This window comes from Brakhagea baltica, from assembly GCF_052161605.1.
Classification (GTDB): Bacteria; Planctomycetota; Planctomycetia; order Pirellulales; family Pirellulaceae; genus JBKCUI01.
Window position 1 is genome coordinate 2450113 of sequence record NZ_CP197409.1, and the last position, 21089, is coordinate 2471201.

The window sequence follows — 21089 nt, forward strand, 5'->3', positions numbered from 1 at the left end:
ACGCAGACGGCGGTTGGAACTGCCGGAACTTTTCCAGGGTTTTGGGGGATTCCGCAACCGCAACTTGAACAAGACGACTCCACTCCGCACGTTGGAAACGGCTTATCACAACTCGAAAAGGCCTGTTGCCCGTAGGTCGTCGAAGGCAAGGACACGAGGACTGCAAGGGTCGACGCCGCACTAACTGCTTTGAGCAAACTAGCGAAGTGACGACGTCGCAACAGGGATTCTTGTGGCACGGTCATTCGAGTCTTTCACCAGGTAGAATGAAGGAATTCATGGCCAGGGAATGTCGATGCCGCACGGCATAAACCAGGAAATCTCACCCCCTTCCTAACAAGTTATCGAGTCGTTGCGGTCGGAATCCTCAGAGCTTTCCGAATAACCAACAGACTTTGCCCAGACTGCCTATTTTCCAGACCAGATAAAGGTGTCTCCGTCACGATCCATCAAAAAATGTGGATCACCAAGTGCGACTCGAGTCCTGGCAGACCAAGTTCGAGGGTCCGGACAATGGTTGGCGCTCATTGAAGGGCCTTGCACAGGGAAGTTGGAGGAAAAAAGGGATCGGAAATTGATGCTAAACCGGTAATCCGCGACCTGATTTTCCATTGACGGAAACAGCCCATGTCCGATACTTTCGATCTTGAAGTTTTACGGGCGGGACAGTCTCGCTCGTGCCACACATAAACGCATCGGAAAAAACACTGAAGGGCTAAGCGAAAGCAAGCCCTGTGCCCTCTCTTGGCCGGGAGTCGCATGGTGAGGATGCAAAGAAAGAGGAGTCATTATGGCCAACGAACTAGTAGAGAAACTTATCGAAGCTGGTGCACACTTTGGGCACAGGGTTAGTCGCTGGAACCCGAAAATGGAGCCGTACATTTACGGCCGCAAGAATCTGATTCACATCATCGACATCCGCGAAACGCTTCGCGGCATGTTGCGAGCGAAAAAATATCTGAGCCAAGTCACCGCTCAAGGATCGCTTGTATTGTTCGTTGGGACCAAGCGTCAGGCTTCTGAAGTGATCCAGCGAGAATCGACTCGTTGTGGAATGCCGTTCGTTAGCGAGCGATGGCTAGGGGGAGCATTGACCAACTTTCGTACCATTCGCGACCGAATGAAGAGACTGGACGAGCTGGAGGCTATCATCAACGGAGAGGGAATCAACGGTTATTCGAAGAAGATGCAATCGTCTCTCAATCGAGAGTACCGAAAAATCTACCGCAACCTAAATGGTCTTCGATTGCTTAACCGGGTTCCCGAGTGCATGGTGATCGTCGATCCCAAGAAGGAAAAGAACGCCGTTCGCGAGGCAAAGGCCTTGGGGATCACGACGGTCGCTCTAATCGACACCGACTGCGACCCGACACAGATCGACCTCCCGATCCCAGGTAACGACGACGGTATTCGCTCGATCGATTTGATCATCAAGCAACTAGCCGACGCGGTTTTGGCTGGTCGTGCAGAAAATCCAGAACAGCAAAAGAACGTAGCTGCTCAAGGTGGCGCGACTCAAAGTGATATTACGGCCGAGATGGCAGCCAAGGCTGACGCGATGGCTTAATCGCCAGTTTCGCCTGAATCGCTTCTTGAATAACAACAGCACGTCGGGCTCTCGAGCTCGACGTCAGTTTTTTACAGGCCAGTTTTTTCAATAGTTTTTGAGGAATAACAAACGATGTCGACGATTTCAGCAAGTGATGTAGCAGAACTACGCAAGCAGACTGGCGCAGGTCTGATGGACTGCAAAAAAGCTCTCCAGGAGTCCAATGGGGATTATGAAGGAGCGCTAGACTACCTTCGTAAGAAGGGCCAAAAAGTCGCGGAGAAGCGAGCGGATAAGTCTGCCTCCGAAGGGTGTGTTGTTACCGCCCTCGATTCCACCAAGACCACCGGCGTCGTCATGGCTCTGTGCTGCGAAACCGACTTCGTTGCGAAGAACGACGGCTTTATCGACCTTGCCAAGTCCTTGGTCCAAATGGCTCTCGACAACAAAGTCGAAAATGCAGAGCAACTCGGAGCACTTTCTATCGACGGCATGACCGTGGCTGAGAAGCTTGTAGATCAAACCGGCAAGACCGGTGAAAAGATTGTCGTATCGGAACTCTACAAAGTAACCGGTGAAAAGCTCTCTAGCTACATCCATGCGGGAAGCAAGATCGGCGTTCTGCTTTCCTTCAAGGATGGCGGCAAGGCTGGCGGAGACGAGTTCTTCCGAGGTGTTGCCATGCACATCGCCGCGATGAAACCCTCCATTCTGAACTACACCGAGTTCGATGCTGAGTACGTCGCAAAGGAAACAGAGTCCATGATCAGCCAGATCAAGATTGAGAACGAGGACCGAGCACGACTGGGCAAGCCTCTCAAAACGGTTCCACAGTTTGTCAGCCGGCTGCAACTAACCCCTGAGGCAATGAAAGCAGCCGAAGATGCGATCAAAGCAGAACTCCAAGCTGAGGGCAAACCGGAAAAGATTTGGGATAAGATCGTGCCAGGAAAGCTGGATCGGTTTGTTGCCGACAACACCCTTCTCGATCAAGAAAAGTGCTTGCTCAATCAGTTCTACGTTCTGGACGAAACGAAGACCGTAGACGCGGCCGTCAAAGCCTTTGCCGATGGAGCTGAGATCGTCGAATTCAAACGCGTTGCGATCGGCTAATCTTCGGCGTTAAAAATTGATTCCAAATGAACCGAGCTTAATCGCTCGGTTTTTTTGTGCGTCATTCTAATGGTCTGCGTTCCCGAAAGACCACTCCGCCGTGTTCGAAGGAATCTTGCTCATTGTCAGCGAGCAACTAGAAATGCCCCAGTAACGAGCAAATAGGAATTGACCCAACCGCTACGATTCCCTCGGACGAGTCACCTATCAAACCACTTGGCTCATCCCACGTGGAGCCATCAGCCCCGCACTGCCCCCTATCGCAGGCTTGGGAGGAGTCTCCCTTTCGAACGCCATCGCCAAACTAGCCCAAACCACCGCCAACGGCGGAGCAGGCATCACCTTTAGCGCCACCGCTCCCGGTCGCGTTACCGTCGTCATCAACTCCGAAGACGAAATCAGCTTCTCCATCGCCGATGCGGCTGGCCGCACCGTCATGAGTGACAAACTCAACAATTACCGAGGCTCAGGCTCCACCGCCCTCAATACCCTGGCCACCTGGTCTTGCACCGTCCACGACGCCACCACCAGCCTGAGCGGCTTCGGAACCGTCCTGGTCACCACTAGCGTCGACTCCCTAGGTAAAACCACCTCGACCTGGACCGACGGTGCAGGTCGCACCCTACGCAGCATCGATCAACTGGGCAAAGTCACCACCATGACTTATGACCCGATCGGCAGGAAAGCCACCGAATCCCTCGCCATCGCCAGCCGAACCTACACCACCACAAGCGAATACAATTCGCGAGGCGAACTCACCAAAGTCACCTATCCCGACAGCTCCATCTCCGAGCGAACCTACCACGACACTGGAGCCTTGCACCTGTTGAAACTGGACGGTTCCACCATCAGCACCAGAACCTACGACGACGGTCGCAGGCTCACCGGAGAAACTCTCGGAAACGGGGTCACGGGAACCAGAACCTATTCCACTGATAATCTTTTAACGGGAATTAAGTATGGAGGAACCGGTACTGCCATCGGGAACCTGAGTTATACTTGGAACGCGAACAAGAACAAAACTTCCGAGACCATTGGCGGAACAATGAGCGGCTACGGGTTCACTTCAGCAGGCACGAGCTACGACGACGAAGATCGTCTCACAGGCTATTCTCGCGCCAGCGGAACCTTCACCCAAGCTTGGAACCTAACTCCAGTTGGCGACTGGAACAGCATAACCACCAACGGCACGGCGCAAAACCGCACCCACGGCCCCACGCACGAGCTCCTCACCGCCGCAGGCCAAAACATCACCACCGATGTGACAAGCTTGTTTGGCTCTTTTTCCTTACACCTTAATACTTACACCTTACCACCTACTACATTCGCCAGCTACATCGACGAACCCGTCGTGCGCAAGGCAGCGGGTACCGGCGGCACCATCCATTACTACCATCGCAACCAACAGTACTCGATCACCGCTATGACCACGTCGACTGGCGCAGTTGCAGAGCGATACGCGTACACCGCGTATGGTCAACCTACGATCCTAAACTCCAGCGGAACTGTGCTTACGAGTTCTGCGGTTGGTAATCGATACACATACACAGGTAGAGAATGGGATGAGACGCTTGGCCTGCATCACTTCCGTGCTAGATGTATGAGCCCATTGGCGGGGAGGTTCTTGGGAAGGGACCCGATTGGGTATGCAGGGAGCGAGTGGGCGTTGTATGAGTTTATTGATGGAAGAGTGATGGTGCTGACTGATCCAGCTGGGCTTACAGCCTATGAGGCCCCGGTTCTAGAGCGCGCTGTCGTGAATAATCCGCCGGTTGGAAATCCGCCGGTTGTGAATCCTGGAATCGGCGGGAGAGTCTGCAATACCGTTAAGTTTTGCGTAAAATGGGGACTCAGGGGAGCTGGGGTCGTCGGTGTTGCATGTACCACTGTTGTTGACGCGTCTAAGCAGCGTGACTGCCTAATTAACGCACAGGGGCCATTGCTACGTACAAGAAGCAAAAGTCAGACTCGAAACTCTAGATCACTGTTTGGATCTCGGTGATAAAGATTCAAAAGCGCGTTCTGACTTTTGTAAACACTTCGACGATTGGTTCACAAGGAAATTATGTTATGAGGCTGCGAATGGTAGTAAAAACTTTTGGAAAAATTTCTGCTGGGCACGCTATCTCCCATGATTAGGGGTCCGTTTGCATCGACACGGTTTGAATGTACTTACGAGCATGGAGCACACTTCATCTCTGAAGCTGTTTTTCATGATATCGATGAGGTAAAACTAGGTGACTCAGTAACTGAGGCTTATTTATCGCTATCGTTCGAACCATTTTTCGCATTGGATTCTATAAAAGGTGTGGATTCAATCCATGCGATCTGCATAGGGCTCGAACTTTTCCGTAGGGCTATTAAAGCACACGTAGACAGTGGCGGAAAGATTTTTTATCCAGGGGGAAGAGTGTCGGTTGATCCAGAGAGTTGGGGCATTATTCGAATCGAGTAACTTAGATATAATATTGTTCACAGAATAAGAGATAGACTTAGTCATTAAGGTCTCCGCCAATTGCGGTCGGGCGGAAGAAGTTTGAAGGGTGAAGTTGGAAGTTTGAAAGAAGGCCAATCTTTTCCCTATAGGATTTCCAAAGGTGTTTTGGATTTTCTATCGTTCCGATCGGGGCTCAAGCGAGCCATGAGATACCGTTTTCGAGCACGTTGTTGCACCGAATTCGGTCGTTAAAAGAGGGTTTTTGGCTTTCAGCGAATACGATCCAAGCGGTCGCATGAGGATTGCAACTTTCCTTGAACTTCGGGCATTGTTGTGATCAATGCAATGCACTTAATTCTCCGGCAACGGTAGTTGGACCATCGATAGCTCAAAGCTACTCACACGAGTGCACGAACACTCCAGTTGTGAGCAGGTTATCGTTTCGCCAACTTGGAGCTCACTGATCGACGCGAACTCTTGGCTCGTGAACCACCAGTCCTGCAGCGTGAGTTGCGGGATCCGGAGCTGTCGACTGGCGGCGAGTAGGATCTTATGTACCTTGTCATCCATCGTCGTGTAGATCACCGCAAAGAATCGCATCCAATGATAGATCTTTGAGATATCATTCTTCGTATCCCACGGGCTTCGATATTCCGTGAACTCCATCTCGCGCTGACCACATTGTTTGCACTTCGGTTTACTCAGTGCCTTGATGGCTTCGCTACGCGGCGCTTGATTCTCGCGGATTTGATACTCTGCTTCTGAGATACTCTCTTGAAGGAGGGTTCTTGTGTTTCTTACCCCGTCGGGATCGTCGATCTCACGTTGTTCCCGTTTGGCTTGTTCGATCGCTGCCCGGGCCTTGCCCACCATGGCCGTTCGATCGCGACCACTAAAGAGTCCTGCGTATCGCATGCGTCTGACTTCTGGTGGGACGATATGCTTGAGGAATCTCGCAACGAATTCATCCCCCGACATCGTTTCCTTTTTGTAGACTTCTTCTCGGTAGTCCCATTGGCTGATGGTGACGTTCACAGAATAAGAGATAGACTTAGTCAGTAAGGTCTCCGCCAATTGCGGTCGGGCGGAAGAAGTTTGAAGGGTGAGGTGGGAAGTTTGAAAGAAAGCCAATCTTTTCTTTATAGGATTTCCAAAGGTGTTTTGGTTTTCCTATCGTCCCGATCGGGGCTCAAGCGATCCGTGAAATACCGTTTTCGAGCACTTTGTTGCACCGAATTCGGTCGTTTGCTCTCCACTGAGTTCACTCAGTGGAAGCACGACTAACAAGCTAGCCACGACGGACTCTTCCCAACCCCTTCGCTTCCGTCTCGCCTGCGGCGAGACGGAAGCGAAGGGGTTGGGATATAATGGGGGTATGCGTTGCTAGCCTGCTAGTCATCGCTCCACCGACACAAGGTCGGGATGGAGGCGTGTTCTTGACTCGTGAACCACCAGTCCACCAGCGTGAGTTGCCTTCTTATTCACCCTCCCGAAGAATTCGGGAGGACCAGAGTGGAGGGACGATCACGAGGGGAGGGGGCTTTAGGAATGCTGACTAGTCAGGGCCTTTATGCATTGCAATGCCTTTCACCCTCTCCGAGCTGCGCTCGACTCTCCCTCGAAGGGAGAGTGAATGCCGTAACTTCGCAAAGCCTTGTTACAGCATTGCTCTTCGTCGTCTTCTACCATCCTGGTATCGCTAATCGCGGTCCCTTGGGTCAGCGAGCAACAAGAAATGACCCAGTAACGAGCAAATAGTAATTGGCCCGTTTTGCAATTACATCAAAAAACAAGCTTCTGAATTCAACCTCCCCTCGGAAAGAATCCTGCCCAAAAATCAAGCCATGGACTACAGACGTGGTATACCCTGCCTGCGACGCCATGTCGCCTCAATCAAAACAAAATCCCAGCGTCTTGCCACTGCCACGGTCCGCTTCGAAAAACCTCCGGGAAAAAAGCTCAGTGCAACTGGGGGGCATGTTGGCAAGTTCCTCGACGCGACTGGCAACTTGATCGATATTTACGTCTTTGTGATCGTTCTGAGCTCCTCTCGCCAGACGTTCATCCGCTTTACAACCAGCATGAAGATCCCGCCCCTTAACGAATCCCACGAGAAAGCATTCGAATACTTTGAGGTCGTACCCCACATGATCCTCTACGACAACATGGCGTAAGTCCGTTCCGGGCCCAATAAACTCAAAACCACGTTTCCGATCCGTCTTCAACATCAATTCCTGTACCTAGCCAGGATTCCTCGAGAGTCTATCAAGAACGCGCTGGGGAAGCTCTCGAGATAATCTCGCCCACAACGGCACGAGAACAACTCGACAATGGGTCAAAATTATTTGCTCGTTGCCCCTGCTCTCGGGTGGCCTGAAAAAACTCCAGAACCGGCAATAATTCTTTCAACTCGTCTTCGCTGTGTTCGTGCGAATGAATAACTCAGTGACACCATTGATCCAGGAAACCCGCGGTCCGGAGCGACTCCTGCGGCATGTTGTACTTTCAAAATTCTACCGTATGAATCACGATCGAGTCCAGTAACACCTTACCCGATTCCTTAAGACTCCGACTGATCAGGGATCTAGAAGCCTCCCGAACAATTCGCCCAAGCAAGTCGCACGAACTAAAACGTTGAGAATACGTCGACAGAACTGACACCGATTCGTGCAATTCAGAGAACGAACGTCAAGCACTCAGACCTTAACCAAATCGTGGGAAACCGATGGAAAAAAGAAACGAAAACTACGGGACCGCCGAAACCTATGGACGTAAAAAAAGCTCCTTGAGTAAACTCAAGGAGCTTTTTAAAAACCGGCAATACCTACTTTCGCACTGGTGGGCACTATCATCGGCTCGAAAAGCTTAACTACTGTGTTCGGTATGGGAACAGGTGTGCCTTTTCGATATGGTCACCGGGAGAGTGTCATACCGCCGTTAGGCAAGTATGACACATGTTGGATTGGTAAATGCACGCATTATAGTTCATTGGTCTTAGCGTTGATTGAACGCAAGATACCAATGGTCAAGTGTTCGTCCGTTAGTAATGGTAAGCTGAACACGTTACCGTGCTTACACATCCATCCTATCAACCTGGTAGTCTACCAGGGGACTTTCGCTACAAGTAGCAACGAAACCTAATCTCAGAGAGGGCTTCACGCTTAGATGCTTTCAGCGTTTATCCTTTCCGTAGTTAGCTATCCAGCCGTGCCACTAGCGTGACAACTGGGACACCAGAGCTACGTCCAACTAAATCCTCTCGTACTAAAGTTGAACCTCTTCAAGTTTCGTACGCCCACGGTAGATAGGGACCGACCTGTCTCACGACGGTCTGAACCCAGCTCACGTACCGCTTTCATTGGCGAACAGCCAAACCCTTGGGAGCTTCTACACCCCCAGGATGCGATGAGCCGACATCGAGGTGCCAAACCGCCACGCCGCTGTGGACGCTCGGTGGCGATAAGCCTGTTATCCCCAGAGTACCTTTTATCTGATGAGCGATAACCCTTCCATTCGGAATTACCGGATCACTAAAGCCTACTTTCGTACCTGCTCGACTTATTTGTCTCGCAGTCAAGCACCCTTATACTTTTACGCTCTTTGCCTGATTGCCGACCAGGCTGAGGGTACCATTGCGCTCCTCCGTTACATTTTAGGAGGAGACCGCCCCAGTCAAACTGCCCAACTGACAATGTCCTAAGCCCTGATTCAAGGGACAAAGTTAGAATTAAAATGAATCCAGGCTGGTATCTCAACGTTGGCTCCCTGATGACTTGCGTCACCAGTTCAAAGCCTCCCAGCTATTCTGCACAGAACACATCTCAACCCAATATCAGCCTACAGTGAAGGTTCATGGGGTCTTTCCGTCTAGCCGCGGGTATGTGGCATCTTCACCACAACTACAATTTCACCGGGTCGGTGGTTGAGACAGTGCAGCAGTCGTTACGCCTTTCATGCAGGTCGGAACTTACCCGACAAGGAACTTCGCTACCTTAGGACCCTCATAGTTAGGGCCGCCGTTTACTGGGGCTTCGGTCGCCAGCTTCGCTTTCGCTAACCGCCTTCCTTAACCTACCAGCACCGGGCAGGCGTCAGACTCTATACCTCCTCTTACGAGTTCGCAGAGTCCTGTGTTTTTGATAAACAGTCGCTGCTGCCGATTTTCTGTGGCCTACTTTCGTAGGCGCCCCTTATCGCGAACTTACGGAGCCATTTTGCAGAGTTCCTTAACCACCGTTCTCCCGAGCGCCTTAGAATTCTCTTCTCACCTACCTGTGTCAGTTTTAGTACGGTCGACCTTGCTTTAACGTTTAGAAGCTTTTCTTGGACACCCTTCCACACACTTCGAGATCTTAAGTGCTCTCGTGATCCTGTCTTGGTTTGTGCCCGGCGGATTTGCCTACCAGACGCCTCATCAGGACCAACGGACATTTCTAATCGTACCGCTGTATTTTCGGGTGCCGTCCCTCCATCACTTCACAAGGCCGGCGAAGGAATATTAACCTTCCATCCATCGTCTACGCCTTTCGGCCTCGACTAAGGTACCGGCTAACCCTGGGCGGATTTACCTTGCCCAGGAAACCTTAGGTGTTCGGCGAACAGGATTCTCACCTGTTTAATCGTTACTCATTCCGGCATAATCACCTGATGGGGCCGACAACGCTCCTTACGGTACGTCTTGTATCTCCCCATCAGCGCTCTCCTACCGATCCTTACGGATCCCGTAGCTTCGGTGTTCTATTTACTCCCGTTCATTATCGACGCAGAATCTCTCGACCAGTAAGCTGTTACGCACTTTTTAAATGGTGGCTGCTTCTAAGCCAACATCCTGGCTGTCACAGAGATTCAACTTTCTTAGTGACTGAATAGAACTTCGGGACCTTAGCTGACGGTCTGGGTTGTTTCCCTCTCGACCATGGAGCTTATCCCCCACAGACTGACTCCCGAGATAATTACAACGGTATTCGGAGTTTGGCTCAGTGAGGTACCCAAGGAAGGGCCCCCATCCAAATCAGTCTCTCTACCCCCGCTGCATAGTGGCTCGAGGCTATCCCTGAAAATATTTCGGAGAGAACGAGCTATCTCTGTGTTTGATTAGACTTTCACTCCTCCCCACAGATCATCCCATCGGTTTTCAACCCAAATGAGTTCGGTCCTCCACGCAGTTTAACCCACGCTTCAACCTGTCCATGGGTAGATCACACAGTTTCGCGCCTAGCGCCCGCAACCTAATCGCCCTATTCAGACTCGGTTTCCCTTTGGCTTCGGCCCGTAAGGCCTTAACCTGCTGCAAACGCTAACTCGCCGGATCATTTTGCAAAAGGCACGCCGTCACACTTTTAATAGTGCTCCGACCGCTTGTAAGCACACGGTTTCAGGTTCACTATCCTCCCCTAGCAGGGGTTCTTCTCACCTTTCCATCGCTGTACTGAGTTCACTATCGGTCATTGAGGAGTATTTAGCCTTGCGGGATGGTCCCCGCAGATTCAGACCAGGTTTCACGTGACTGGCCCTACTCAGGTACCACTCGGGAGGCGCTCAACTTTCGCTTACCGGACTGTCACCGTCTATGGTGTATCGTTCCAGATACTTCAGCTAGCTGTCGCTTTGTAACTCCCATATGAATGGCCCTACAACCCCGAGGAGGAAACCCCCTCGGTTTGGGCTGATCCGCTTTCGCTCGCCGCTACTTACGGAATCGATTTTTCTTTATTCTCCACCAGGTACTTAGATGTTTCAGTTCCCTGGGTTTGCCACGCACACCTATGTATTCAGTGTACGCTAATTCGGGTATCTCGGGATCACAACCTGTTTGTCGACTCCCCCAAGCTTTTCGCAGACTTCCACGCCCTTCATCGCCTCTCAATACCAAGACATCCCCCGTGCGCCCTTAATAACTTGACCATCGGAATCTCATGCTCAACCGCATCCAGCAGAAATCTGCCGCACCCGGATGAACCAATCCCAATTTCTTTAACCCTGTCTGCCAACTGCGATTCACATCGCAACCAACACCAGAGTCGCCTATCCTATATTGCGCTCAATCAAAACGGTTCAATTAAACTCATACTGAATAATCAGCAAGCGTTCTTCTCAGAACCGGTTGAAATTACATCTCGCATAGTTTACCATGGCCGGAAAAACCAAGGCTCCCTACACGAATAAGATGCCATCTACCAATCCAACCAAATTGTCAAAGATCAATCTCGCATCCGTCGTTTTGCCGTTTGCGAGGGGGAGTAATCTTAAGTGCTCTTAACTTTGGTGTCAATCGCGTTTTCGATTTTTTTCTCCCATCCCTTTTTCGGAGACAACTTTCACGACAACCAGAATCGACTCTTAGTCGACCCTGGACATCGCCTCTGTTGCCACCCGCCCGAACCAAACTCATCCGCGTCTTGCGACTGCGTTTCGCTTGTCCCGGTCAAGGGAGCGAGAATCATCCAGATTTCCGACTCGGCCGCAAGGCCTATTTTTCAAAAATCTTTCGGATGATTCTAGTGGAGGTGAAGGGACTTGAACCCATGACCCTCTGCTTGCAAAGCAGATGCTCTCCCAACTGAGCTACACCCCCAAAAGTCTTAGTGCGCGTGCCTGGATTCGAACCGGGGACCTCGTCGTTATCAGCGACGCGCTCTAACCAACTGAGCTACACGCGCGGTACCAAACCTTTGGTTCCTGGTGCGAAACCAGGATCGAGAATGGTATCGATCTGTTCGCACCTGTCAACGCATTTTCTTCCGAAGTGACCGGTGTTTTTAACCACCCTCATTTCCGAGCCCTAGGTATCGACGCGACAAACCCAGGGCTTTAACAATACTTGCACTTTCCGAGCGACTTCTTGCCGGCGACGGCTAATAACCTCCGAAAACTCAAATTCGCTCATCCAAAACTAGTCGACCAACGGTTTTTTCTTCTCTGTGATCACCTTGCATTGCGGTGCCATGTCTGCGTTCATCTGGATATAGTCCTTCCACTCGTCCGGCACGTTGTCTTCGTGATAGATCGCCTCCACTGGACACTCTGCTACGCATGCCTCGCAGTCAATGCACTCGTCCGGGTGGATGTAAAGCATCTTTTCACCCTCGTAAAAGCACTCGACCGGACAAACTACTACGCAATCGGTATATCTACATCCCACGCACGGCTGGGTTACAATGTGCGCCATCTCTCTTCCTCATCGTTCTGCTAAGTCGCTGAAAATTCCCTGCAACGGTTCGGTCGCTCTCACGACACTTCCCGACCTTAAAACACTACTGTTATAGCATATTTTCGGCCTGCTCGGCATGGTAGGCAGCCGGAAACCAGGTGTCAAGAAACCGATTCTGCTTGCTGTCGACCCCGTACCCACCTAATATTGAAGAAATCTGGCAGGATCACTCCGTTTCCGACGCTCCTATTCCTTTTCATCCTAAGGCTTCACCGGTGTCTCTTTCCAACCTCGATCGCGACCTGCTGGAACGATGCCTGAATCGCTCTCCAGATGCCTGGAAAGACTTCTCCGATCGATTCCTTGGACTGATCCTGCACGTGGTCAACCAAACCTCCACGTCCAGGAACTTACAAATCACACCGGAATCTCGAGACGATCTGGTAGCCGAGGTCTTTCTCTGCCTGCTCGATAGAGACTTTGCCACCCTACGCCGTTTTCGCGGGCAAAGCTCCTTAGCGACCTACCTAACGGTTGTCGCACGCCGAATTATCATTCGCCGATTAGCGCAGCTCCGGATACCTGCCTCCCTATCCGATCAGGATCTCGCCTCATTAGAATCACCAAGCCCCCAATCGCTCTCAATGGAAACGCTATCCCTGGACGACCGGGAAACCCTCGAAAATTCCTTGCAGAAGCTCTCCAACGACGAGGCCCGCGCGATTCGCATGTTCCATCTCGAAGGCCGTTCCTACCAAGAAATCAGCTCCGAAACCGGCATCCCCCCCCACAGCTTGGGCCCATTTCTCTCGCGAGCACGAGAGAAAATGAGATTGCAATCGGAATAAAACAGACGATCAGTCTTAGAGGCGATCAAATCAAAAAGATGGTCTGCTCGCGATCTGGCCCCACCGACAAAACCCCGATCGGCACCGACACCAACTCGCTGATTCGATCGATATAACGCCGCGCATTAGCCGGAAAATCCTCTAGTCGCCTTACGCCCGACACGTCTTGTTGCCACCCTGGCAACGTCTCATAAATGGGCACGCAACGCCTCAAATCCTCGGCGGAACACGGAAATTTCGTCGTCCTCTGCCCTTCGATTTCGTATGCGACACACACCTGAACCTCGTCAAAATGACTTAGAACGTCCATCATCATCAAGGAAAGATAATGGCATCCGCTCAGCCGCGACGTGTATCTCACCGCCACAGCATCAAACCATCCGCAACGCCGAGGCCGCCCTGTGGTGGTTCCGTACTCTCGGCCAATATCACGGATTTTTTGACCCGTTTCGTCGTTTAACTCGGTCGGAAATGGACCTCCGCCCACACGAGTGGAATACGCCTTGGCCACCCCAATAACATTCGTGATCCAACGTGCCGGAACCCCAGAACCGGACGAAACTCCTACTCCTGACGAATTGCTGCTGGTCACAAACGGATAAGTACCGTGATCGATGTCGAGCAACGAGCCTTGCGCTCCCTCCATCAGTAATTTCTTGCCTTCGTCCACCGCATCCAATAAATAATTGGTGGTATCGGCTGTCAGAGGCCCCAAAACGCGATTCCAAGCTCGACACTGCTCAATGATTAACTCCGCGTTTAGCCCCTCCAAATCGCTTGGATCTGCTATGGCTCCCAGCACCTCTCGCTTGGCGGCAACCGTATCACGAACCTTGGCCTCCATCTGATCGCTCAGCAAATCGGTCAGCCGAAACGCATGCGTTCGCCCCACCTTATCGCGATAACAAGGCCCGATCCCTCGGTTGGTCGTTCCAATGCTTTCTCCCGAAACAACCGCCTTGTTGGTGGCCTTATCCTCAACGAAATGCCAAGGCATCACGACGTGGGCTCGCTCGCTAATCATCAAATTCGAACGTGGATTCACCCCGCGGCTCTCCAGCCCCTCCAACTCACGGATCAGCATATTGGGCTCGATCACCACCCCCGGAGCAATCACATTCTGTATTTCGGACGACAAAATTCCCGATGGAATATGGTGAAGCTTGTAAACATCTTTGCCGCTCACAACGGTATGCCCTGCGTTCGCTCCTCCCTGATATCGAACGACGATATCGTGGCGTGGGGCCAGCAAATCCACTAGCTTACCCTTTGCTTCATCACCCCACTGCAGACCAATCACGCAAGTTGCAGACACTATTTTCCCCTTCGAGAGTCGCTTGAAACACGGTTAAAGGTTAGAGTCTCGACGGAATAACCGGTTTGGTCAAGGAGCCTGCATTCACAGCACAGCTTCCAAAGAAAATGGAGCTTAGCAAGTCTCAGATTGGTGATATTCCCTGAGGTAATAACGATCCAATGCAGCTGCCATGCTCTCCCGATTTCCATAGGGGCCCGGCTCATAACGAGAACTTTGCACTCCACGCTGCGTTAACTCAGACACCCGCCAGTCCTCTCGATTGGTTCGATCCCAAAATTCGATAGCGTCTCCTGGTTGAAATCCCGGCTGTGTTGACGCGTCTTTGTGAAAAAACCAGTGGCACTCGATCGCGGTCTCAATCGGCGAAAGGGGGGTCAACCAATGAATCATGACGTAGTCGGGATGCAAGGAAAGAAGCATCTGGGGGAAGCAAACGTAATAATAGACCCTTTGTCGCAACTCGGTGCCCAACCCCTCCAGATAGACTCCACACCGTTCCCCTGAACAGGTTAGCGAGCCTCCTGCCTTGCGAATATCCATATATCCACCCAGCACGGGTCCATCGAGCAAATCGTTTCCTCCCGACGTCGGCGGCGACAATGCGATCAACTGCGGGTGGACTGGCGCGCAATGGTAACACTCGCTGTAGTTCTGCAAAATCATTTTCCAATTGGCTGCCACTCGGTAATCACGCTGGCCGCACCGCACCAATTCCCCGATCCCCCATGGGCCTAATCGCCCCGAAAGCTCCGCATAAGCCCCCTGCAAAGGAGGCGGCGATGCTCCCAAATGCACCCAAACCAACCCGTGCATGGTCGCCAAGGAAACGGGATGCAAGCCGTACTCTTCCTTGGAAAAGTTTTCAAACTCTTTCTCGTCCGGGACTCCGATTAACCGCCCATCCAATCCGTACGTCCAAGCATGATAGGGACACTGAATGCTCTTTCCGAGTTTGCCACACTTCGTATCAGTTAACTGCGTTCCTCGGTGCCGGCATACGTTAAAATGTCCTCGCAAGACACCGTCGGTACCTCTCATAACCAGAATCGACTCGCCTGCAACGTTGATATTGCGGTAGGCGCCTTGATCTACGAAGTCCCCCTCGTGGGCAATGCAAATCCATCGATTGCGAAAAAGGACGGTTTGCTCGCGACGAAAAATCTCCGACGACAGGAAATAATCGGCTGGCAATGTCCTCTGCCCCCGCGCCCCGACCTCTGTGCTTGGTAAAAAAGACTGCGTATTCAAATTCGAATCACTCCTGCAAAGGGGCTATCAACAAACTGGTCAGAGCATTCTAGGCGGATCTCTCCAGCTACCCAGACCGTGAGTTCTAACTTAGTGAAAGAATCCCCCGCAAGGCATGAGATTTGCCCCGTCATGTGGTACAAGATCGTGGTCCGGCACCTCGAGGACTCCTAAAGACCTCCATCCACATTTCCATAAGGCATTTTATCATGCAAAATCGAAATCTGTTACTTTCTGCGGTCACTGCATTGATCACGGCAGCGGTTGTTGCAACCGGGCCCAGCAGTGCTCACTCTGACGACAATCGTGATCGTTTGATGACACAAAAGTCGCAGTGGCAAGCGGCGTGGAACTTGCCCAAAGATGGCAAAGCGGTCGTTCGGGACGCTTCGGGCAGGATGCAAGGCACGATTGTGCGGTCTGGCAACGCAGTCACCTTTCGCGATGGCTCGGGCCGGGTGACTGGTACCGCGTCCGTTACCGATCATCGCGCTACGTTTCGCGATTCCAACGGACGAGTCGTTGGCACATCATCGACCGAAAGAAATCGCACCACCTTTCGCTCCGATCAAGGCCGAACGCTCGGTACTGCCAGTCAGTCCACTTCCAGAACGACTTTTCGCGATAGCAGCGGGCGCGCAACTGGTTCTACAATCAACAGCGGGTCGCAAACCGCGATTCGCAACGGATCGGGTACGAAAACTGGCTCTATTGGTCGATAATCCGCAATGCTTGAGCGATGCTCATGACTACGCGACTTCTTGCTCGTGAATCCGTTCGCAAATCATCCTTAGGGAAGCCTCCAGGTCTCCCGTCGCCGTCTTAAACGCGTCGGCATCGATCGTTAAGGGAGCACCGAGAACGACAAGCGGTGCACCGTACGAGGGGCAGGCGATCGCTTGTTCCAAACTCAGCCCGCCTACGGCTTGGACGGGGACTTTGACAGCGTTCACGACTTCTCTAAGTTGATCGAGCGGGCTGGGCATTCGCTCCCCGCGGGCCGCGATCCCCCTCCGTTCGTCGTACCCGATATGGTGGATAATGTAGTCGCAACCCAGGTCTTCCAGCCATTTCGCCCCGGCGACCATATCGTCGCTGATCATATTGTCCCCCATGACTTTGACACCAAAATCCCGCCCCGCCTTGACCACACAGCGAACGGTCTCGGCATGGGCACGAGCCATTACCACTACGTGCGTCGCCCCCGCCTTGGCCATCATTTCTGCCTCGAGGTAGCCTCCGTCCATTGTCTTAAGGTCTGCAACAATCGGCACATTGGGAAAACGAGATCTCAGGGCTCGAATACCATGCAGCCCTTCGGCAAGAATCAACGGTGTGCCGGCTTCCAGCCAGTCCACCCCGGCCCGCATCGCCATTTCTGCCGTCTGGAGGGCTTCGTCGATGTTGGTAAGATCCAAAGATATTTGAACAATCGGCTTCATAGGTTCCTTCAGTTTCCGGCTATTTTGAGGTTTCAGTTTCCAACGTAAAATCGACTCGCCAACTCTCATTGTTCCAATATGAGCCCCTAGCGATATTTCGAATTCTAAGGTTTTTAACGCAGACGTGTACGATGTCGGAGGGTAAGTTGGATGCCCAGGTGGACGAAAACCTGAATTACATTTGCATCTAGCTGGCAAAGAGCCAACAATGGTGGTGGTAAATCTGTACTTCTTCATGCCAGCAAGCCCTCGAGACATCCGTGAGCAATTCCGACACACCAGACATCGAATCCCGTCGGCAGCGCCTCGAACGAGTTCAAAGCGTCCGCAACCTCTGGTACTTGAACCCAATCGACCTTGCTTCGGCTAGCCTGTCGTTTCTTTCCGATTGGTGGAACACGCGAGATTGGAAAAAGCTTGCCATCATTATCCCGCCATTTTTGCTCCTATTTGGACTTGGGAGCATGGTTTTAGCCGGAAAATTGATGCAGAAGACTGTGTTGATGGGATGGTACCAGAATCAGTCGCAAAAAGTGGTCGATGAGATCGTTGAAGTCCGTAACGAATCGAAAGATCCGGCGCCGGAGCAAATGGCAAAAGCCGATCTGTTGCTAAGCAGGATTTTGCAACTCGGTGCCGGCAATCTCCCCTCCCGCTTTTTTGTTGCCCAGCAAAACATCGTTATCGGGCGACTGGATGTTGCCAGGTCCATTATTAGCCAAATTGCACCAGAGAACCGACCCGGACTGGCCGAAGCACACGCCTGGATGGCACGAGACCTCGTTGCCAGGGCAACAAAAGGAGAATCCATTTCCATGGAGGTGTTGCGGCATCATCTGCAAAACTCTCTCGAACGATTCGACTTGAACTTTGAGCCCGCTCTCTACGAGGTCTATGCCTCGATGCTAGACAAAGAGAATCGGTACAACGAAGCAGCGAAGCTATTGGTTAAAGCAGGCGAGATAAATCCGAACCTCCAGCTCAGAGTCATCGATTACCAAAAACAGAAAGGCTTCAACAACCAAGCAAAGGGGAGTGCCGATGCGATCATCGCCAAAGCGGAAGCGATGATCAAGAATACCAAGAATGATCCGGCTGACATCGCCCGCGAAGTTGTGCTGGCGGCCCGCGCATACACCATGACGGACCGCTTTGATGAATCCATAAATTTTCTCACGGCTCATCCACCCACGGATTTAAATATGGCCGATTGGAGAAGGACATTCTCAGAGAACTTCCGAGCAAAGTTTCGGAAGAGCTTGGCCAGAGAGGGAACTCAGGTACAAGTCAATTTGAGCTTTCTTTCGAACGCCATAAAAGCGGATCCTACAAACTTATCGATCGCTGGCGAAATCAATCTGCTAAGTGAAATCGGACTCGCGGCGACTCCTGAACAACGCAAGGTCTTGATTGACTTGATGGCTCAGCAAGGCAATTCCCTCGCCCCCAAAATGGTTCTTGCTCAAGCAGCTTTGAAAGAAGACCGATTGGACGAGGCAGTTCGATATTATGAACTTGTCCTAGCAGAGGCTCCCGACTGCATTGTCGTTTTGAACAACCTAGCCGCGATCTATTCCAAAAAGCCCCAGCCGAATCTCGATAAAGCTCTGGAACTGATCGAAAAAGCCATTGCGTTGAACCCTAGTGTTGCAGAATTTCGAGACACAAAAGCTGACATCGAACTCCTTGCAGGCAAGAACGACTCGGCCGAATCCGAGTATCTCAAAGCGCTCGAGCTCGCACCGGCCTTGCTCACCACAAGGGAAAAACTCATAAAGTTCTATGTCAGTACAGGAAACCAAACCGAGGCAGATCGCCAACAAGAGATCTACAATAAGGTTAAAGAAGAACTAGAACGGTTACAGACCCTAAGGGAAAAGGAGTTTGCGGATCGCAAAGCGGCGGAGGAGGCCAAAGAGGCCGAACGACTCCGCATGCTCGAGGAACGAATCAAACCAAAGGAATCGCAAGCTGAGGAATCCGACCAAACCTCGCAGGAAGCGAACGCTCAGAGTTCAACCTCGGACGACAAGGTCGATTTGTAGTAGCCATTTGGGGGTACCATGGAATCGATCAGGCTTCTTTTGAGTAGTCTCCTCGCAATCCTTGCGGCTGGATTGGTTGCCTATGGTTTTTGGGAATTACTTGGGACCATATCTTTTATGGGAATTCCGGACGAAGAAATAAAGTAACCGTTCACGGCCTTCGGCCGTGAACGGTTACTAATGGTCGCAATCCTACTCCTACTCAGCCTTCTGCGGTACTCCTACTCAGCCTTCTGCGGTACTCGTACTCGATTGGCAGGCGATTTCGAGTACGAGTACCATTTCATTGAGTACGAGTACGAGTCTGGGAGAACCGTGCTGGTAACCGGCTAGAATGGGCCTCAATAGGAAGGGCTGGCCTGTATATTTAGTACGGCTGGCTTAGCCGTGTCAGCTAGGCGCGGGCTGTCCAGCGAGCTTGGCCGTGATCGATTCTTGAAGAAACGAGAAAACACTGCGGTTCTGCTTCTTGCACGTCGCAATCATCGTCCACATTCGTTCGTGATATCGCATCCCTGCTTCACTACGAGTGCCTTGGGTTATACGACGATCAATCACGCACTGACGGATCTCCGACAGAAAACGCATGTCCCGTATCAAGTGAGCCCAACAGTATTGGGCCTTGATATGGAAATTCCAGGCAAATGAGCATTTGGCTGAAAAGTAATCGAAGTTCGTTGATCAAATCGTCCCTGCTGTCCCTCCTTGGACAATAGCAAAATCGACTAAACTAAAGCACTAGCAAATTGGACCCGTGAACGGTTACGAATTTGCGAGGGTCGAGTGATGGAACGAATACCTACCACTACACAAACGAGCTTATGCTGTCACACTCCGACGTGACAATTCAGCACACCGGTCCCGCATGACTCTGTTTTGAAGCGACGCCGATGCCTCCGTTTTCGGTCCAATGGTTGTGGTACAATCAATACCCGCGACCTCGACCACACTTTGATTCCATTGGCACGGATCTTGCCCTACAGGGTCGCTGAATTGACTCGCTTCCCGGAGAAAAACAATGAAAATCCTAATTACGACCGATGGCTCGAAAAATGCAGAAAATGCAGCCCAACTCGTGGCACGGCTTCCGCATGACGAACGGCTCGACATCACGATTCTCTATGCCAATAACTTGGTCGACTTTCATGGCGTGCACACCGCCGCCGAAGTACTACAACAATGCCAAGACGAGGAACGCAAACGTGGCGCTGACTCCTGTCTAAAGATCGCCAAAATGTTCGACGGTAGCGACTCGATCGTTGAGACAAGGATCATTGAGGGACACCCGAGCGTTACCATCGTCCAACAAGCCGAGGACCTCTCTGCTGACTTGATCGTGATGGGGGCTATCGGGCAATCCAGACTTGAGCGACTCGTCCTGGGGAGCACGAGCGACTTTGTAGCTACACATGCCCCTTGCTCCGTGCTGATTGTACGGCCCCAGTTGGTCGAAGAACTCAAGATGCACGAACCGAAAGTTTGCATCGCTTACGATAACTCGGAACCTTGCAAAGCAGCTATCGAGGGCTTCTCGCAGTTCGCTTGGGTCAAGAAAACAGCAATCGATCTGCTGAGCATCATCCCAACACCATTCATTTACTCCGACATTCCGATCCAGATTGATCGCTCCGCCAGTCAACAGACGGCAATGGAACAGCTCGAGCTGGGAGCATCACTCTGCTCCAAGCTTTCCGCCAAGGTGAAAACCCACCTTATTGAATCGGACTACGTCGGAGATGGAATTGTTAAGTTCGTCAAGGAACACTCTTCGGATATGGTCGTGCTCGGAGATACCGGCCGAGGACTCCTCGGCAGATTCTTTCTGGGAAGCGTTTCTCGTTACGTCCTGCGACATGCAGACTGCTCCGTTTGGATCGGACGAGTGAAGAAAGGGAGCTAGGCCCCCATCTGGTGCCAGTTAACTTAACCTAATACTGCG

The 21089-nt window shown here is 51.8% G+C and carries 14 protein-coding genes, 2 tRNA genes and 2 rRNA genes; 8 read left to right on the plus strand and 10 right to left on the minus strand.

Annotated elements, in window-relative coordinates; all coding sequences use genetic code 11:
• The first annotated feature begins 790 nt into the window (after positions 1 to 790).
• From rpsB to SH449x_RS08990, 3 genes are all read left to right on the plus strand, one after another.
• Positions 791 to 1567, plus strand: coding sequence for a 30S ribosomal protein S2 (gene rpsB, locus SH449x_RS08980; protein WP_482381001.1), 777 nt, complete (start codon positions 791 to 793; stop codon positions 1565 to 1567).
• 114 nt (positions 1568 to 1681) lie between these two features.
• Positions 1682 to 2662 (plus strand): translation elongation factor Ts, encoded by a 981-nt coding sequence (tsf, locus tag SH449x_RS08985; protein ID WP_482381002.1) that lies wholly within the window; start codon positions 1682 to 1684, stop codon positions 2660 to 2662.
• Between the two features lie 268 nt (positions 2663 to 2930).
• Entirely contained in the window at positions 2931 to 4664 is a 1734-nt protein-coding gene (locus SH449x_RS08990) for an RHS repeat-associated core domain-containing protein (RefSeq protein ID WP_482381003.1), read from the plus strand.
• A 786-nt stretch (positions 4665 to 5450) separates the two neighbouring features.
• Here the strand turns inward: SH449x_RS08990 and SH449x_RS08995 are convergent.
• Positions 5451 to 6173, minus strand: a complete 723-nt coding sequence (locus SH449x_RS08995; RefSeq protein WP_482381004.1) for a transposase — start codon at positions 6171 to 6173, stop codon at positions 5451 to 5453.
• Between the two features lie 770 nt (positions 6174 to 6943).
• Here SH449x_RS08995 and SH449x_RS09000 point away from each other — a divergent pair.
• Positions 6944 to 7273, plus strand: a complete 330-nt coding sequence (locus SH449x_RS09000; RefSeq protein WP_482381005.1) for a hypothetical protein — start codon at positions 6944 to 6946, stop codon at positions 7271 to 7273.
• 638 nt (positions 7274 to 7911) lie between these two features.
• On the opposite strand, the gene rrf is transcribed toward SH449x_RS09000, so the two are convergent.
• The 5 genes from rrf to SH449x_RS09025 all read right to left on the minus strand — a co-directional run bounded on the left by rrf (position 7912) and on the right by SH449x_RS09025 (position 12267).
• Positions 7912 to 8019, minus strand: a 5S ribosomal RNA gene (rrf, locus tag SH449x_RS09005).
• Between the two features lie 101 nt (positions 8020 to 8120).
• Positions 8121 to 11003 (minus strand): 23S ribosomal RNA (locus tag SH449x_RS09010).
• Between the two features lie 597 nt (positions 11004 to 11600).
• Positions 11601 to 11673 (minus strand) — tRNA-Ala (locus tag SH449x_RS09015).
• An 11-nt stretch (positions 11674 to 11684) separates the two neighbouring features.
• Positions 11685 to 11758, minus strand: a tRNA-Ile gene (locus SH449x_RS09020).
• A gap of 233 nt (positions 11759 to 11991) precedes the next feature.
• Positions 11992 to 12267, minus strand: a complete 276-nt coding sequence (locus tag SH449x_RS09025; protein WP_482381006.1) for a ferredoxin family protein — start codon at positions 12265 to 12267, stop codon at positions 11992 to 11994.
• A 140-nt stretch (positions 12268 to 12407) separates the two neighbouring features.
• On the opposite strand from SH449x_RS09025, the gene SH449x_RS09030 reads away from it, so the two are divergent.
• Entirely contained in the window at positions 12408 to 13097 is a 690-nt protein-coding gene (locus SH449x_RS09030) for an RNA polymerase sigma factor (protein WP_482381007.1), read from the plus strand.
• A 25-nt stretch (positions 13098 to 13122) separates the two neighbouring features.
• On the opposite strand, the gene SH449x_RS09035 is transcribed toward SH449x_RS09030, so the two are convergent.
• Together SH449x_RS09035 and SH449x_RS09040 are read right to left on the minus strand one after the other, a co-directional pair.
• Positions 13123 to 14412, minus strand: coding sequence for an adenylosuccinate synthase (locus SH449x_RS09035; protein ID WP_482381008.1), 1290 nt, complete (start codon positions 14410 to 14412; stop codon positions 13123 to 13125).
• Between the two features lie 114 nt (positions 14413 to 14526).
• Positions 14527 to 15663 carry an aromatic ring-hydroxylating oxygenase subunit alpha gene (locus SH449x_RS09040; RefSeq protein WP_482381009.1) on the minus strand — a complete coding sequence of 379 codons (1137 nt, stop codon included), beginning with the start codon at positions 15661 to 15663 and terminating at the stop codon, positions 14527 to 14529.
• 209 nt (positions 15664 to 15872) lie between these two features.
• On the opposite strand from SH449x_RS09040, the gene SH449x_RS09045 reads away from it, so the two are divergent.
• Positions 15873 to 16385 carry a hypothetical protein gene (locus SH449x_RS09045; protein WP_482381010.1) on the plus strand — a complete coding sequence of 171 codons (513 nt, stop codon included), beginning with the start codon at positions 15873 to 15875 and terminating at the stop codon, positions 16383 to 16385.
• Positions 16386 to 16412: 27 nt separating this feature from the next.
• Here SH449x_RS09045 and SH449x_RS09050 read toward each other — a convergent pair whose 3' ends face one another.
• Positions 16413 to 17105: an orotidine 5'-phosphate decarboxylase / HUMPS family protein gene (locus tag SH449x_RS09050; RefSeq protein WP_482381011.1), complete on the minus strand. Its 693-nt coding sequence runs from the start codon at positions 17103 to 17105 to the stop codon at positions 16413 to 16415.
• Positions 17106 to 17365: 260 nt separating this feature from the next.
• Between SH449x_RS09050 and SH449x_RS09055 the strand changes: the two genes are divergently transcribed.
• The gene (locus SH449x_RS09055; RefSeq protein ID WP_482381012.1) at positions 17366 to 19150 is read left to right on the plus strand and encodes a tetratricopeptide repeat protein; all 1785 of its coding nucleotides are present in this window, start codon (positions 17366 to 17368) and stop codon (positions 19148 to 19150) included.
• A 390-nt stretch (positions 19151 to 19540) separates the two neighbouring features.
• Here SH449x_RS09055 and SH449x_RS09060 read toward each other — a convergent pair whose 3' ends face one another.
• Positions 19541 to 19738, minus strand: a complete 198-nt coding sequence (locus SH449x_RS09060; protein ID WP_482381013.1) for a hypothetical protein — start codon at positions 19736 to 19738, stop codon at positions 19541 to 19543.
• A 430-nt stretch (positions 19739 to 20168) separates the two neighbouring features.
• Here SH449x_RS09060 and SH449x_RS09065 point away from each other — a divergent pair, with 430 nt between their 5' ends.
• Complete coding sequence (locus SH449x_RS09065; RefSeq protein ID WP_482381014.1) at positions 20169 to 21050, plus strand: universal stress protein; 882 nt, start codon at positions 20169 to 20171, stop codon at positions 21048 to 21050.
• Positions 21051 to 21089: the final 39 nt, after the last annotated feature.

Coding starts and splice junctions, on each gene's coding strand:
- SH449x_RS09025 (WP_482381006.1), bottom strand. CDS start 12,267: ATGGCGCACATTGTAACCCAGCCGTGCGTGGGATGTAGATATACCGAT.
- SH449x_RS09065 (WP_482381014.1), top strand. CDS start 20,169: ATGAAAATCCTAATTACGACCGATGGCTCGAAAAATGCAGAAAATGCA.
- SH449x_RS09000 (WP_482381005.1), top strand. CDS start 6,944: ATGGACTACAGACGTGGTATACCCTGCCTGCGACGCCATGTCGCCTCA.
- rpsB (WP_482381001.1), top strand. CDS start 791: ATGGCCAACGAACTAGTAGAGAAACTTATCGAAGCTGGTGCACACTTT.
- tsf (WP_482381002.1), top strand. CDS start 1,682: ATGTCGACGATTTCAGCAAGTGATGTAGCAGAACTACGCAAGCAGACT.
- SH449x_RS09045 (WP_482381010.1), top strand. CDS start 15,873: ATGCAAAATCGAAATCTGTTACTTTCTGCGGTCACTGCATTGATCACG.
- SH449x_RS09050 (WP_482381011.1), bottom strand. CDS start 17,105: ATGAAGCCGATTGTTCAAATATCTTTGGATCTTACCAACATCGACGAA.
- SH449x_RS09060 (WP_482381013.1), bottom strand. CDS start 19,738: ATGCGTTTTCTGTCGGAGATCCGTCAGTGCGTGATTGATCGTCGTATA.